Annotated in this window: 12 protein-coding genes; 10 read left to right on the top strand and 2 right to left on the bottom strand. The window is 47.3% G+C overall.

Translation table 11 applies throughout. The features are described 5' to 3' along the window. Window positions 1–189: 189 nt before the first annotated feature. A complete protein-coding gene (locus J0M30_07230) occupies window positions 190–1,431 on the top strand; it encodes a 3-deoxy-D-manno-octulosonic acid transferase (GenBank protein MBN8667285.1) in 1,242 nt (413 codons plus the stop codon). Between the two features lie 302 nt (window positions 1,432–1,733). Here J0M30_07230 and J0M30_07225 read toward each other — a convergent pair whose 3' ends face one another. Then, window positions 1,734–2,384 carry a hypothetical protein gene (locus J0M30_07225; protein ID MBN8667284.1) on the bottom strand — a complete coding sequence of 217 codons (651 nt, stop codon included), beginning with the start codon at window positions 2,382–2,384 and terminating at the stop codon, window positions 1,734–1,736. A gap of 92 nt (window positions 2,385–2,476) precedes the next feature. Between J0M30_07225 and J0M30_07220 the strand changes: the two genes are divergently transcribed. From J0M30_07220 to J0M30_07185, 8 genes are all read left to right on the top strand, one after another. Then, window positions 2,477–3,046, top strand: coding sequence for a thymidine kinase (locus J0M30_07220; GenBank protein MBN8667283.1), 570 nt, complete (start codon window positions 2,477–2,479; stop codon window positions 3,044–3,046). Next, entirely contained in the window at window positions 3,046–3,702 is a 657-nt protein-coding gene (locus tag J0M30_07215) for a heme exporter protein CcmB (protein ID MBN8667282.1), read from the top strand. The genes J0M30_07220 and J0M30_07215 overlap by 1 nt, the downstream gene beginning before the upstream one ends. 247 nt (window positions 3,703–3,949) lie before the next feature. Continuing rightward, window positions 3,950–4,645, top strand: coding sequence for an ABC transporter permease (locus tag J0M30_07210; protein ID MBN8667281.1), 696 nt, complete (start codon window positions 3,950–3,952; stop codon window positions 4,643–4,645). Then, window positions 4,642–4,860: a CcmD family protein gene (locus J0M30_07205; GenBank protein MBN8667280.1), complete on the top strand. Its 219-nt coding sequence runs from the start codon at window positions 4,642–4,644 to the stop codon at window positions 4,858–4,860. Before J0M30_07210 ends, J0M30_07205 begins: the two co-directional genes overlap by 4 nt. 41 nt (window positions 4,861–4,901) lie before the next feature. Beyond that, the gene (locus J0M30_07200) at window positions 4,902–6,323 is read left to right on the top strand and encodes a Glu/Leu/Phe/Val dehydrogenase (GenBank protein ID MBN8667279.1); all 1,422 of its coding nucleotides are present in this window, start codon (window positions 4,902–4,904) and stop codon (window positions 6,321–6,323) included. 247 nt (window positions 6,324–6,570) lie between these two features. After that, window positions 6,571–7,005 (top strand): type I restriction enzyme HsdR N-terminal domain-containing protein, encoded by a 435-nt coding sequence (locus tag J0M30_07195; protein ID MBN8667278.1) that lies wholly within the window; start codon window positions 6,571–6,573, stop codon window positions 7,003–7,005. A gap of 97 nt (window positions 7,006–7,102) precedes the next feature. Beyond that, window positions 7,103–7,873, top strand: a complete 771-nt coding sequence (locus J0M30_07190; GenBank protein ID MBN8667277.1) for an AMP nucleosidase — start codon at window positions 7,103–7,105, stop codon at window positions 7,871–7,873. 2 nt (window positions 7,874–7,875) lie between these two features. After that, window positions 7,876–9,585: an ABC transporter ATP-binding protein gene (locus J0M30_07185; GenBank protein ID MBN8667276.1), complete on the top strand. Its 1,710-nt coding sequence runs from the start codon at window positions 7,876–7,878 to the stop codon at window positions 9,583–9,585. A 36-nt stretch (window positions 9,586–9,621) separates the two neighbouring features. On the opposite strand, the gene J0M30_07180 is transcribed toward J0M30_07185, so the two are convergent. After that, window positions 9,622–13,467: a TraB/GumN family protein gene (locus J0M30_07180; GenBank protein ID MBN8667275.1), complete on the bottom strand. Its 3,846-nt coding sequence runs from the start codon at window positions 13,465–13,467 to the stop codon at window positions 9,622–9,624. 279 nt (window positions 13,468–13,746) lie between these two features. Between J0M30_07180 and queA the strand changes: the two genes are divergently transcribed. Continuing rightward, window positions 13,747–14,796, top strand: a complete 1,050-nt coding sequence (gene queA / locus J0M30_07175) for a tRNA preQ1(34) S-adenosylmethionine ribosyltransferase-isomerase QueA (GenBank protein ID MBN8667274.1) — start codon at window positions 13,747–13,749, stop codon at window positions 14,794–14,796. Window positions 14,797–14,833 lie beyond the last annotated feature (37 nt).

The following is a 14,833-nucleotide window of genomic DNA, read 5'->3' as shown; positions in this document are numbered from 1 at the left end:
TTTATAATCATTGGTTATTGGCTGGGGGGTTATCCGATTATGTTATCGGGGAATTATGCAAAAAACCAGACTAAATAACCAATAATCCTCTGTGTCTCTGTGGTTCAAAACAATTAATAGACAAGTTTTGAGATCCAAATACCATCCCCCAACCTATTTTTGTTACTTCATCAATATAAAACGTCCTTTTTGTCCCTGTTTTTCTACCATATCGCCCTTTTTCTTTACCAGGCCGCTGTCCGTCTGGTAGCGCCCTTTAATACCAAGGCCCGGTTATGGGTGGAAGGCCGAAAAGGCATTTGGGAAAAACTGGGAAAAGCCATTGGAGAGAAGGACAAATGGATATGGATGCATTGCTCCTCCTTGGGAGAATTTGAACAGGGGCGGCCGGTATTGGAGCAACTCAGAAAACAATATCCGAACCATCGCCTCCTGCTAAGTTTCTTCTCTCCTTCCGGGTATGAGCAGCGAAAAAATTATCCCGGGGCAGACCTGGTGACCTATCTCCCGCTTGATGGACCCGCCAATGCCAGGCGATTCCTCGATCTGGTAAAGCCGGAAAAGGTCTTCTTTGTAAAATACGATTACTGGTTTTATTATCTCAAGGGCTGCCATGACCGGCAGATTCCCTTGTATATTTTTTCCGCCATTTTTCGTCCGGCCCAACCATTTTTCAAATGGTATGGCGGTCTTCACCGGCAAATGCTGGGATTTTTCACGCGCCTGTTTGTTCAGGACAAAGCCTCGTTTGATCTGTTGGAAAAACATATCCCGGGATTGCCAGTGTCCATTGCAGGTGATACCCGGTTTGACCGGGTGGTGGAGATCGCAGAAGGATCTGTAGTACCCGCGATCGTTCAGGCTTTTAGTGATGGTCACACCGTGTTGGTAGCCGGAAGTACCTGGCCCGCAGATGAAGCCGTACTGAGTGATGCATTGTCGCATTTCCCGGAAATAAAATGCGTAATCGCCCCGCATGAGATCAGTGATAAACACCTGACCGAATTAGAAGATCTCCTCCCCTCTACCATACGCTATTCGCGGTACACCGAAGGAACTTCAGCCCGGGTACTGATCATTGACAATATTGGCATGTTATCTTCCTTGTACCGGGTGGCCACCGTCAGTTATATCGGTGGGGGATTTGGGAGCGGCATCCACAATACACTGGAAGCAGCGGTGTATGGAGTGCCGGTTTTATTTGGGCCAAATTATCAGCGCTTTCGGGAAGCAGTGGAATTGGTGAAATGCGGGGCAGGATTTGTGGTGAAAAATAAAGAGGAGATGAAGCAAGTGTTGGATGGCTTATTTAATGATGAACAAGCGCGAAAAGTTGCGGCGCAACAGGCTTCGGAGTATGTAAAAATGGGTCGTGGCGCGACGGAGGGGATATTGGGGGGGTGGAGATCAGGGATGGCAGATGAAGGATGACAGATGACAGATGACGGATGTTGGATGTTGGATGTTGGATGTTGGAATCTTGCTGTGCGAGACCTCCGGTCTCGCACTTTTCTCCCGTCGCCTCTGGCGACATATAAATAGTAAGAATAAATTTAAATGATCTGAAATCGAGTCGCCAGAGGCGACAAGACAATCGTGCGAGACCAGAGGTCTCACACAGCAAGACTCCAACATCCATCATCCAACATCCAACATCCAACATCCGTCATCCGTCATCTGTCATCTGTCATCCACCATCCAACATCCGTCATCCGTCATCAGTCATCCGCCCCCTACCTCCCCCCAAACCTCCGCTTCACCAACTGATAAAAATGGATAACGGTTTCGCTGCCGGCATCCCAACCGAGTTTGATTTCCAATTCGCGGCTGATCCAATATTCGGCTTCGGAGTGGACCCCGAAATTATTGATGGTCTTCAGGCTTCTTTCATACATGGCCTCATCTCCCCGAAATAGTTCACTGATAAATGTAAACCGGTCATTGATCCCAATGGCTTTGCGCAGGTCCTGTACCGGGTCGCCGATAAGGGTACCGCCCACTTCGCTTTTTGGTACACTCAACCGGTCGTTGATGGAAGTATTTTGTTCTGCCAGGGCTTCATTGATCTCCCTGGAAGTTTTTTGATGGGTCAATGTAGGTATTTCCAGTATGGGATCATAGCTATAAGCGGGCGGGGCTACCGGTGCTTCGATCTTTTTTTCTTCGATGACAATTTCCTCTTCTACCTGTACCATGGCCATGCGCGCACCGGAGGCGGGATAAACCACTGCTACTTTGGAGGTACCAAGGGTTCTTCCCTTTTGGGCCTGTACCTGTTGCAGGGCTTGTTGTAGTGACTGTACCGTCAGGAGCATTTGGCCGGCATCAGCCTGCTGGTCAGCCTGTTGCTTCAATTTATCAATAAGTGCCTTGATTCTTTCCATGAGATTTCCCTTACTTTTGAGCGTTTCGCTGAAAGTTACAAACTGTTTGCCAATGACGCCATAATTGGGGCATTGGTACCAAAATATTAACAATGTTTATCGAACCGCGCATTCATGGGGAAAAAAGAGGCTGGATCGAAGTGATCTGCGGGTCGATGTTTTCGGGAAAGACGGAGGAATTGATCCGCCGACTGAAAAGGGCCCGCATCGCCAACCAAAAAGTGGAGATCTTCAAACCCGGGATCGATACCCGGTATGATGAAGAAAAGATCGTTTCGCATGATGAAAATGCCATTCTCTCCACGCCTGTTGACAATTCTCAAAAAATACTCCTACTTGCCCAAACCGTAGATGTGGTGGGTATTGACGAAGCCCAGTTCTTTGATCCCGAGATCGCTGAGGTCTGTGATGAGTTGGCCTTCCGGGGTATCCGGGTGATCGTAGCCGGACTGGACATGGATTATATGGGTAAGCCCTTCGGGCAAATGCCTTTCCTGATGGCCAAGGCGGATTACGTGACGAAACTACATGCTATCTGCATGCGTTGTGGCAATATCGCCAGTTACTCATACCGCAAAATCCCCAACGATGACCAGGTGATGCTGGGTGAAAAGGATGTGTACGAACCCCTTTGCCGTCATTGTTATAGCCTGGAACGCTAATGACACTCCTGCGACAAATATGGACCCTCTTTCGCAAGGACCTCTTATTGGAGATCCGGCAACAGTATAGCTTTTATGGAATCTTACTATACATCGGTTCCACCACTTTTGTATTGTACATGGCGTTGGAAACCCCCGAAAGCCGGGTCTGGAACGGACTTTTCTGGGTGATACAGTTGTTTATCTGTATCAATGCGGTGGCCAAGAGTTTCTTGCAGGAAAGCCGGGGCCGTATGCTCTATTTTTATTCCATTATACCCCCTTCGGCCTTTGTTCTTTCCAAACTTTTCTTCAATACCCTGCTGATGGTTTTGATGAGCCTGCTCAGCCTGCTTCTTTTTGTGCTTTTTCTGGATAATCCCGTGCAAAAAATGGGGCCTTTTGTCGGACTGGTATTGATCGGGAGTTGGAGCCTGTCGCTGGTATTTACTTTTTTGGCAGCGATAGCGGCCAAGGCCCAGCAAAACGCGGCCATCATGGCCATTTTGGGTTTCCCCATTATCATTCCCCAGTTGATCCTGCTGATGCGACTGTCCCGCTCCGTGTTTACACTTACCGGTTCCATGCCCGTTAATGTCATCCTTCTTTTATTGGCACTGGATGCGCTGATCATTGTGCTGGCGGTGATTCTTTTTCCGTTTTTGTGGAAGGATTAGGGGCGGGATGTTGGATGTTGGATGATGGATGTTGGATGACGGGGGACCGGGGTCCGAAGTCCGGCTTTCCAACTTTGGTCATTAGTCCTCCAACATCCATCATCCAACATCCAGCATCCAACATCCACCATCCAAAAAAACGAATTCTTACTCCAAAAAACCTAATTACCCTAAATTTGCGCAACGATTGCAGGCCCAATACCGCTAAAACCCGCGCGGCATTGTCGACCTTTACCAATTTTTCTTTATGCGAAGATCCTGGTGGAAAATAGCTAGTGTACTTCTCCTGGTCTATACCTTCACGGTTGGAATATTAGGAGAAGTGCCCCGCCTCCCTCAATTGGAAGAAACCATCCGCAATCTGTATTTCCATGTCTGTATGTGGTTTGCCATGATGATACTCTTCATCATTTCCGTGGTACACGCCATCAAATACCTGCGTACGGGTGATCTGCGCTCGGATATTTGCAGCCGGGAATATGCCGTCGTGGGAATCATTCTCGGTATCCTGGGTTATGCCACCGGGGCCATCTGGATGAATTATACCTGGGCCGACCCCAATATCCCCAATATCACGTTTAGCATCATTGCCAAAGAACCGAAACTGATCGGTGCCGCTATCGCCCTGCTGATCTATTTCGCTTATCTCGTACTTCGCGATTCCATTCAGGATATTGATAAAAAAGCCCGCGTGAGCGCGGTGTACAACATTTTTGCTTTTGCCATGTTGTTTCCCTCCATTTGGATACTCCCCAGGGTTCTCCCCAGTTTGCACCCGGGCGGAAGCGAGGGAAACCCTGCTCTTGATTTCAAAGCGGCTGATGCCAGGCTACGCATGGTCTTTTATCCGGCTATCGCGGGTTGGACCCTTCTGGCTGTTTGGATCACGACTATCAAGATCCGGATACGTTATATTAAAGACAAATCAATTTTGAACCCATGATACGCAGAATACTCACTTTACTCCTGACCTTCTTGCTTGCTACCGGTCTGTTTGCACAGACCGATGCCAATGGCCAGGCCGAAATGGCTGACCTGATGCGCAGCAATGGAAAAATATATGTCGTGGTCGCCGTGATCCTGACCATCCTGCTCGGACTTGTCCTCTATCTGGTGCGTATCGACCGGAAAATTTCCAGGCTGGAAAAAGAAAAATAAGCAAACACTTGCCATATCATATCATTTAAAAATCACAACACATGTCAGCAAATACCGATTACAGTTTTTTCGGCGACGTATGTAAAAGTTTTGACAAAGCAGCCAAGTTCACCAAATGGGACAAAGGGATTCTGGAACAGATCAAAGCCTGTAATGCCGTTTACCGGATGCGATTTCCGGTAAAGATGGATGATGGCCGGATAGAAGTGATCGAAGCATACCGGGTACAACACTCCCATCACAAAGCGCCCTGTAAAGGGGGTATCCGTTTTGCCGCCGAGGTAAACCAGGATGAGGTGATGGCCCTTGCTTCGCTGATGACCTATAAATGCGCTATCGTTAACGTTCCTTTTGGAGGTGGTAAAGGCGGTATCAAGATCAATCCCCGGAAGTATTCTCCTTATGAACTGGAAAAGATCACCCGTCGTTATACCTCCGAGTTGGTAAAAAAGAATTTTATCGGACCCGGTACAGATGTACCTGCACCTGATTACGGAACGGGCGAACGTGAAATGGCCTGGATCGTAGATACCTATACCACTTTGAAACCCGGAGAGATCGATGGGTTGGGTTGTGTTACAGGTAAACCAGTTTCACAAGGCGGGGTGCGTGGACGCCGTGAAGCCACCGGCCTCGGTGTATTCTATGGCGTGCGTGAAGTGTGTGGTATGGAGGATGTCATGAAGAACCTGGGGCTGACTACAGGATTATTAGGAAAACGTGTTATCGTTCAGGGTTTGGGTAATGTGGGTTACCATTCTGGTTATTATTTTCAAAAGGCCGGTGCCAAGGTAACCGCCATCGCCGAATATGAAGGGGCCATTCACAACGAAGATGGTCTGGATGTAGATGCTGTATTTCAACATAGAAAAACGACGGGGTCGATTCTCAACTATCCCGGCGCAAATAATATCGAGAAGAGCCTGGAAGCACTGGAACTGGAATGTGATATCCTGATCCCCGCAGCCCTGGAGAATGTGATCAATGCCAGCAATGCGGACCGCATCAAGGCAAAGATCATTGGAGAAGCCGCCAACGGACCTATCACTCCCGAAGCGGATGAAGTGCTGATCAAAAAAGGAACCCTTGTCATTCCCGATATGTTCCTCAATGCCGGCGGGGTGACCGTTTCCTATTTTGAATGGTTAAAGAACCTGAGCCATGTACGCTATGGCCGTCTGGAAAAACGCTTTACCGAAAACCTCAACAGCCATATCCTCAGCCAAATGGAAGTGCTGACCGGAAAACAGGTATCCCCCAGCGAAAGAGAGTTTATCATGCATGGGCCTGATGAAGTTTCCCTGGTTCATAGCGGCCTGGAAGAAACCATGATCAACGCCACCCGCGAAGTAATGGATACCTGGAAAGCAAATCACGATATCCCGGATATGCGTACTGCCGCCTACGTTGTTGCGATCAATAAGGTGGCTACGAGTTATGTGGAGTTAGGTATCTTCCCTTAAGATTTGTGTGTAAGTTGTTTAACCGCAAGGGCGCAAAGTTCACCGCAGAGAACAAGAGAACGCAGAGTTACGCAGAGTGATACTCTCTTATTTATTTTGGTTTTTTTAATAATTAATCTAATTCCAAAGTAAACACAGGTATTTAAATACCATGTCAAGAATCTTTAATCACTCTGCGTAACTCTGCGTTCTCTTGTTCTCTGCGGTGAACTTCGCGCCCTTGCGCCCTTGCGGTAAATTTTAATATATGATCAAAATCTCTTTCCCTTCCCCAAACTTTCGCATTCGCAAAGAACAGGGTCGTGATCAACTCTTTGATCCGCTGAGGAAACAATGGGTGGTACTCACACCGGAGGAGTGGGTCCGACAGAATTTTATTCAATACCTGGTTCAAACCCTGCAATTCCCCGAAGCATTGATCGCCGTGGAAAAACAAATGAAGCTTGGCGAATTGAACAAGCGGTTTGATATTCTCGTGTACGATAAGGACCATCAACCCTGGATGATGGTGGAATGCAAAGCCCAGACAGAACCCCTGGCCGAAAAGGTCTTTGACCAGATTCTCCGCTATCATGTTTCTATTCCCGTCACCTACCTCGTCATCACAAATGGCGATTATACACGCGCCTGGCGAAAGGAAACAACCGAACTTGTAGAATTATCTGCCCTCCCCTCTTTTTAATTGTTACTTGCCGCATCCGCAGTGGAAAACACAGCGATCGCTGCGAGAAACGGATATATTTAAATAAATTCCCAATCTTTGCATAAACCTCCCACACATGAAGACCAAAGAAGCCATTGTCAACAACTGGTTACCCCGCTACACCGGTGAAAAGCTGGAGAATTTTGGGAAATACATCCTCCTGACCAATTTCGGGAACTATGTTACCATGTTTGCCGATTGGCACAAAGTGGAAGTAATCGGCCGTGACAGACCTATGCAATGCGCCACCGCCGATGGTATCACAATCATCAACTTTGGTATGGGAAGCCCCACTGCCGCCACCATCATGGATCTTCTCACAGCGATCAAACCCAGTGCCGTATTGTTTTTAGGAAAATGCGGAGGGTTGAAAAAAAGAAATAAACTTGGCGACCTCATACTCCCCATCGCCGCGATACGTGGTGAAGGTACCTCGAATGACTATTTCCCTTCCGAAGTACCCGCCCTCCCTGCTTTCGCCCTGCAAAAAGCTGTATCCACCACCATACGGGATAATAAAGTGGACTATTGGACAGGTACTGTATATACCACCAACCGTCGGGTATGGGAACACGATAAGAAATTTAAAATGTACCTGACCCAGATCCGCGCTTATGCCATTGACATGGAAACCGCCACGATCTTTACCGTTGGTTTTTATAATAAAATCCCAACGGGTGCGCTTCTCCTGGTGAGTGATCAACCCATGATCCCCGAAGGAGTAAAAACAGAGGAGAGTGATAAGAATGTCACCGCACAATACGTGGAGACCCATCTCAAGATCGGGATCGATTCCCTGAAACAATTGATCAATGACGGACTGACCGTTCGCCACCTGAAATTCTGATCATGAGCCAACCGGTACTTCAGGTAAATAACCTGGCTGTGGCCTTTGCCACAGAAACCGGTGACAAGACCGTTTTACAGGATATTTCCTTTGTCCTTTCACCGGGCGAAGTATTGGCCATTGTGGGTGAATCGGGTTCAGGAAAATCAGTTACGGCCCTTTCCATCCTTAGATTGTTGCCTGTACCACCGGCGCGTATCACACAAGGGCAAATTATTTTTTCTCCTGATCAACATGAATCCATTGACCTCCTGACCGCCGATAAGCAAACCATGCGGTCGGTGCGGGGTGGCCGTATCGGAATGATCTTTCAGGAACCGATGAGTTCACTCAATCCGGTTTTTACCTGTGGACACCAGATCACCGAAGCCATTCAAACGCATTACAACGTTTCAAATAAAGAAGCCAAAGAAAAAGCGATCCATTGGCTCGAACGCGTCAAACTCCCCGACCCTGTGTCGCTGTATGATCGATACCCGCACGAATTGAGCGGGGGTCAAAAACAACGGGTCATGATCGCGATGGCCATGTGTGGCAATCCTTCTTTACTGATCTGTGATGAACCTACCACAGCCCTGGATGTGACGGTACAGAAAGCCATACTTGACCTGATCCGGGAATTACAGCAGGAGACAGGAATGGCGGTCATCTTTATTACGCATGACCTGGGTGTGGTGGCAGAGATCGCGGATCGTTGTCTCGTGATGTACAAAGGAAAGATCGTTGAAGAAAACAAGACGGCTACCCTGTTCGCCGATCCCCAACATCCTTATACCAAGGGACTACTGGCCTGCCGGCCGGTCAATCATCCCAAAGGAAAACGATTGCCGGTAGTGAGTGATTTTCTTTCTGGTCTTTCAGCATTTAACACAGAAACACCCACTCAAATAACTGCTCCTTTTGTTTCGACCGATCTGTTGCTTGAAGTAAAAAACCTGGAGGTCCATTTCCGGCAAAGTGGTGGTCTGTTTACCAAAAAACAAAAAACGATCAAAGCAGTGGACGGGGTGAGTTTTGACCTGCGAAAAGGAGAAACCTTGGGATTGGTGGGTGAATCCGGTTGCGGGAAAACAACCCTGGGCAGGACCCTGTTGCGATTGATCGAACCCACCGCAGGACAGATCATCTATCAGGGAAAGGACCTGATGCAGTTAAAAAGAAAGGAATTGCTTCCCTATCGAAAGGATATGCAATTGGTATTCCAGGACCCCTATGGATCACTCAACCCACGCCTTCGTATTGGAGATGCATTGATGGAACCGTTAAAAGTCCACCAGCCCGGACATAACGCCCGTCAGCGTAAAGACCAGGTGGTGGAGTTATTGGAAAAAACCGGATTGACAGCAGGTCATTTTGATCATTATCCGCATCAATTCTCCGGGGGGCAACGGCAACGGGTGGTAATCGCAAGGGCGCTTATACTCAATCCTTCTTTTGTGGTTTGTGATGAATCCGTTTCCGCGCTGGATGTAAGTGTTCAAGCACAAGTGCTTAATTTATTAAATGACCTGAAAAAAGAATACGGATTTACGATCTTATTTATCTCCCATGACCTGTCGGTGGTCCATTACCTGAGTGACCGCATATTGGTGATGCACCAGGGAAAAATTATTGAAGCAGGCGAAGCCGAGGAAGTATATCTCCGGCCTAAGGAAGAATATACGAGGAGGTTGATTGCGTCGATACCAGGTAAGATGACAGATGACAGATGACGGTCATCTGTCATCTGTCATCCGACATCCAACCCCCTACCTAAAATACCCATACGGATTTCGCTCATCTTGAAAATACTGTGCGGAATTCCGGTGCTGGCTATAATAAATGCGCTTGATCCGGTCCAGGATCAATTCATCCAGGGTTTTATCTTCTTCCAATCGCGTATCCCATAGATCTGTGTAGTCACTTTCGTAATAGCGGCCGGATTGATTGTTAAAAATATACTTCCGGTAAAATGAGGATTGCGGGGAAAAATAAAAACCCTTGCTCCTGTCCGGTTCCATATCAAATTCTGTCGAATCTTTTGCCATCAAACCTACGGAAGCAAGCTTCCACCCGGCATCGTCTTTCTTCGCCTTGTATTTATAGAAATAAATATACCCGGTATCAAAACGGCTTTCCAACCAGTGTTTCTTCAGGAACACCAGTGAATCGGGTTTACCATTTGACTGGTTCAGTAGCAAAAGGCTTCGGGCCATTTTTTCCTGATCCATATTCTTGCTGGGAAAAAGATCCGTCTTGTTGATTGTTTTCAGAAAAATAAATAAGCGGTAACTGAAATCCTCCTCCTGGGCAAAATAGGCCATCAATGTATCCGGGACCTTCTTACCCTTACGGATCATTTTTGCCATGGTACGGAAACGAAGGTTCTTATCTTCCGACGAGAGCAATTGATCAAAGAAATCCCTGACATCCGGATTATTATCATAGGCAGGTAAAAGAATCGAGGCATAACGGGATAATTCGGTATTTCCATTTCGGTTATTGCCGTAAGATGGTGCATAATCTCCTTCATCTTCATCGTCCTCACTTGCGGCCTTTTGAATCGACTTGAGTTTCTCCGTCACTTTTTGTTTCCGAATGGAATGCCGGGCCTCCAAAAAGAATTTAGAAAAATAGCCGCTATAATCATTTTCTTTTACGAGGTTGCTATCGATCAATGTTTCCAACAAACTCATGATCGGCAGGCGGTAGTCATCCAGGTTTACCAGGGGAAGAATATCGGGGAAGATGGTCTTGGTCAGGGGAAGGCTGTCTTCCAGGGTGCTGAGAAAATCATTATCATCATACCTGTTCCGATTATAGGATCCATAACTAACATACCGTTCATTTTCGTCGGAGGCCGCTTCGAGTATGGGCGGTTCACGACGGATGATGGAACGGAATTGTTCAAACGCATAGGCCGTTTGTTGCGAAAGTAAGGTACTCAGTATCGTATGCTGCAGACTTAACGTATCCCCTACCTGAAAATACATCTTGCGCAAGTGATCGGAGGAAGCCGCTGAAGTGATCTCTTCCATTTTCCGGACCATGGTTGATTTTACTTCCAGGTATTTTTTATCCTTCCAACTCAATCCATCAATGGTCCGTATGAGTTGTTGAAGATCGGTCGAATCAAATTCCACATCCTCCACCGCATTAAAGGCTTTTTGCCGGGTCAGTGTATCTCCACTGGCGATGTCGGCAAAAAAGACGGTAGATTTTTTTATAAAAGGGTCATATCCTTTTACCGTATCGGCTGGAACCAACTGTTCAAAGAAGGAGCGAACAAATGTACTGGGAGCGGACAATGTATCGCCCTGTGTAAACACAGCGAGATAGGTGCCATTTTTATACCGAAGGTGCATTCGCAGCATCCGGCTACTACCCGAATCGCTGAGATGATAGATCCAGTTTTTAGAACTGTCTTTTGCAGTAAACTCATGGGTGTACCTAACCTGTCTCGCCGAATCCTCGCTATCCTCCAGCCAGGGCAGATCGTTCAGCTCGGAGAAACTACTATCCTCTACTTCTTTATACCGGGGCAGGATATTAAATCCAACAAACACCGATTCACCGGTGGAATCATTGGCATATCGTTTAATCCGACCATTATCCCGGGCAAATTCATTCAGGGACCATTCATCATCTATTTTTCGCCCGTATCCGGGTGTAAGTTGTATCGTATTCTTTTTAGCAGGAAACCAGGGGGATCTGACTGTGAAGTTCATGAGTGAATCCTGAAATTCCTTTACCTCTCCATATTCAAAGGGAATGAAGGAAAAACTCTGGAAAAACCGATCGGAAGCGGGTGAGAACCGTATGTTTTTGGCGTCTGCCCCGGTATTTGTATTTGGCTCCTGAACAATCAGGCTATACACATGCGGGCCACGAATGATAAACCGTGTACGAACCAGGTGCCCCTGCTTATGCCGGTACACCGCATCCAGAGAAGGGTAACCGCCACTATGGGTATATTCGGTTCGGAGCAGAGTATCAATGTACTCGCCGCTGCCAAAACTTTCATTTAATAACTGCAGTTCAAATGCATCCTCGCCGGCATGTTCAAAATTGGTCAGATTGAGATGTTGTACGGAAAATTGCATCCCATTGGTTTTATCCACCGCTTCAAAGAAACGATCCCCGTTGATGCTCATATAAGGTTCATGGGGAAAGTCGGCTTTAAAACCACCAAAGGAAGGTTTCCAATTGACCCCCGAACCTGCCATGTATTCCTTTAACTTAATGCTTTCAAAGAATTTTTTAGCCTCTTCTCCCTGGCGAATATATTCACCACGGCCACTCATCTTAAAGACGATCAATTCAAAGGGGGTGACGAAAATCTGCGACCGCTGTACATCCCCGCTCCGGGTGCGGTTGACAATATCCCAACCCTTGTATCCATTCCGTTCGATCGGCGTCTTGGTTAAAATCTTTCCGGGAATATTCTCGTACATCACACTATCAGTCTTGCGCAAAACATCTTTTTCCGAATCGCCCCATATCCGATGGTGGGTACGCAGACGGGTGACCATGTAATAACTCCCATTTGCCATATCTGCAAAATGCGACTGGGAAAAGAAATCCTCTTTGTCATACGAATAGAGTTTACCTGGTACCTCCACCTGAAAAAACCCATCCGGGGACTTTTCTGACTGGAATTTCACCGGCACTCTGATCTTATCGATCGTCTCCTTATGTTGGTTATCTCTTTTGGTCATATAGATCGGGCGAAGCCGGTAACCCATTTTGCGGAGCAACGCGATCACTCCCCGATCACCGGGTAAATGGGCAGCACCGACACCCACAAAAAGGGTATTTCGTTTTAGAATGGAATCGATGGAATTCGCCTGTATCTCATTTCTCTTATAAATAAATTTCTCATCAAAGGCAGGGGATTCACTGTTGGCCTTGTGAATAGTGTCGAGCCAGTCGAGATTTCCTGCCCGATAAGCTTCCTGTAATTTCATCTCGGCCAGGTCGGGATCAAAGTCATAGCTTTTTACCAATTTATTCTTTTCATTCATCGCATCGATGGAGGCTTCCATCATCAACCGCATACTCTCCGGGTATTGCTCCACGCCGGCCACTTTTTTACCCAGCTTTTTACCTGTTTGAAATATATAGAGATCGAGGTAGGTGTCTTCTTCAAAATCCATGCTCTGCATATAGGAATTCCGATAGAGCAGGCTGTTCAGGATAAAGGGCTGAACATAGAGCGCCTGTTCCAATCTTTTTTCATACCGGTCAAACTGGAGGGTTTTTTCGGTAATATTTCCGGAGGGCATATCCGGTGATTCATAGTCCTTCCGGTATCCCCCGTAAGCCGATTCTTCGGGAGTACCATATTCGTCCATTTCCTTCTGCCAGAGTTCGGGGTTGTTCTCCAGGGCCACCACATCCGCATTCCGGATGGCGATATAAAACGAATCGGAAAGGAAGAAGGCCATCTTATTGCTCACGTGCATGGTGCCAAAAAGATAGGAGGGCTTTTTGAGGCCATTGCCGGAGATCTCCCAAAACAAACTGGGGTATTTATTGGGTTTGAACCGGGTGGTTTGCCCGGTCGCAGTTATAAGCAAAAAGAAAAGGGGGATCAGTGCCAGGGTTCGTTTCATGATGTCTTTTGTGGTTTCAAGGTTTAATGATGAAAACAAAGCCGAAATAGCATAAAAATAGCGGCAAAAAAGGTGAAAAACAGGAAAATAAGGTGAAAGAATGTGTAAAAGAAAACGGAAAATACGGGCGAAATATTTTAATTTTGCACGTTTTTATGTTAGCCCAAAGACCAGGCCCGGTGCCGTAAGACCGGACTTGTCAGCGCCCCCTGTGGGCCCTGCTATCCCTCACTTACCTCCTGGTTTGTGTCCAACGGCTTAAATCCATAGACAAAATTTATGAAGCTTTCGCAATTCCGATTCGACCTTCCTTTGAACCTTATTGCCCAGAATCCGGCCAAAAAACGTGAAGATGCCCGTATGATGGTGGTCCACCGCCATACCGGGGAAATTGAGAACAAGCACTTCCGTGATATCCTGGATTATTTTGATGATAAGGATGCATTTGTAGTCAATAACACCAAGGTCTTCCCCGCCCGGATGTACGGGCGTAAGGAAAAGACCGGGGCCAAGATCGAGGTGTTCCTCCTCCGGGAGCTGAACAAGGCCAACCGGCTTTGGGATGTGATCGTGGATCCTGCCCGGAAGATCCGGGTTGGTAATAAACTTTATTTTGGAGACAATGAGGAGCTGGTTGCTGAGGTAATTGACAATACCACCAGCCGGGGACGTACCATCCGCTTTCTGTGGGAAGACTCCGAAGAGTCCTTCCGTGGTATGCTGGAGATCCTGGGCGAAACCCCACTCCCCAAATACATCAAACGTAAACCCGACGAGGAAGATAAGGAACGGTACCAGACCGTTTATGCCAAGCACGAAGGTGCCGTAGCTGCCCCAACCGCCGGTTTACACTTTAGCCGCGAACTGATCAAACGGCTTGAAATTAAAGGGATCCGTTTTGCCGAAGTCACTCTGCATACCGGGTTAGGCACGTTCCGCCCCATTGAAGTGGAAGACCTGAGCAAACACAAAATGGATGCGGAATACTACCGCGTGGATGAAGCGGCCTGTAAGATCATCAACAAGGCCCGAGAAGGCGGTAACCGGATCTGCTCCGTAGGTACTACCACCATGCGTGCCCTGGAGTCCTCTTTTACTGCACAGAAACTGATGAAACCTTCTGAAGGTTGGACAAATATCTTTATCCATCCGCCTTACGATTTCAATATCGCGGATGCCCTGATCACCAATTTTCATTTACCCAAAACCAGCCTCCTGATCATGACCTGCGCCTTCGCCGGTTATGACCTCGCGATGGAAGCGTATAAAAAGGCGATCAAGGATAAATACAGGTTTTTTAGTTACGGAGACGCGATGCTTGTAATCTAGCCAATAGCTAATAGCTAATAGCTATTGGCTATTGGCT

This window comes from Chitinophagales bacterium, assembly GCA_017303415.1.
Lineage (GTDB): Bacteria > Bacteroidota > Bacteroidia > Chitinophagales > Chitinophagaceae > SpSt-398.
Note: the sequence above shows the minus strand (reverse complement) of the source record. Positions and strands in the feature narration are given on the sequence as shown.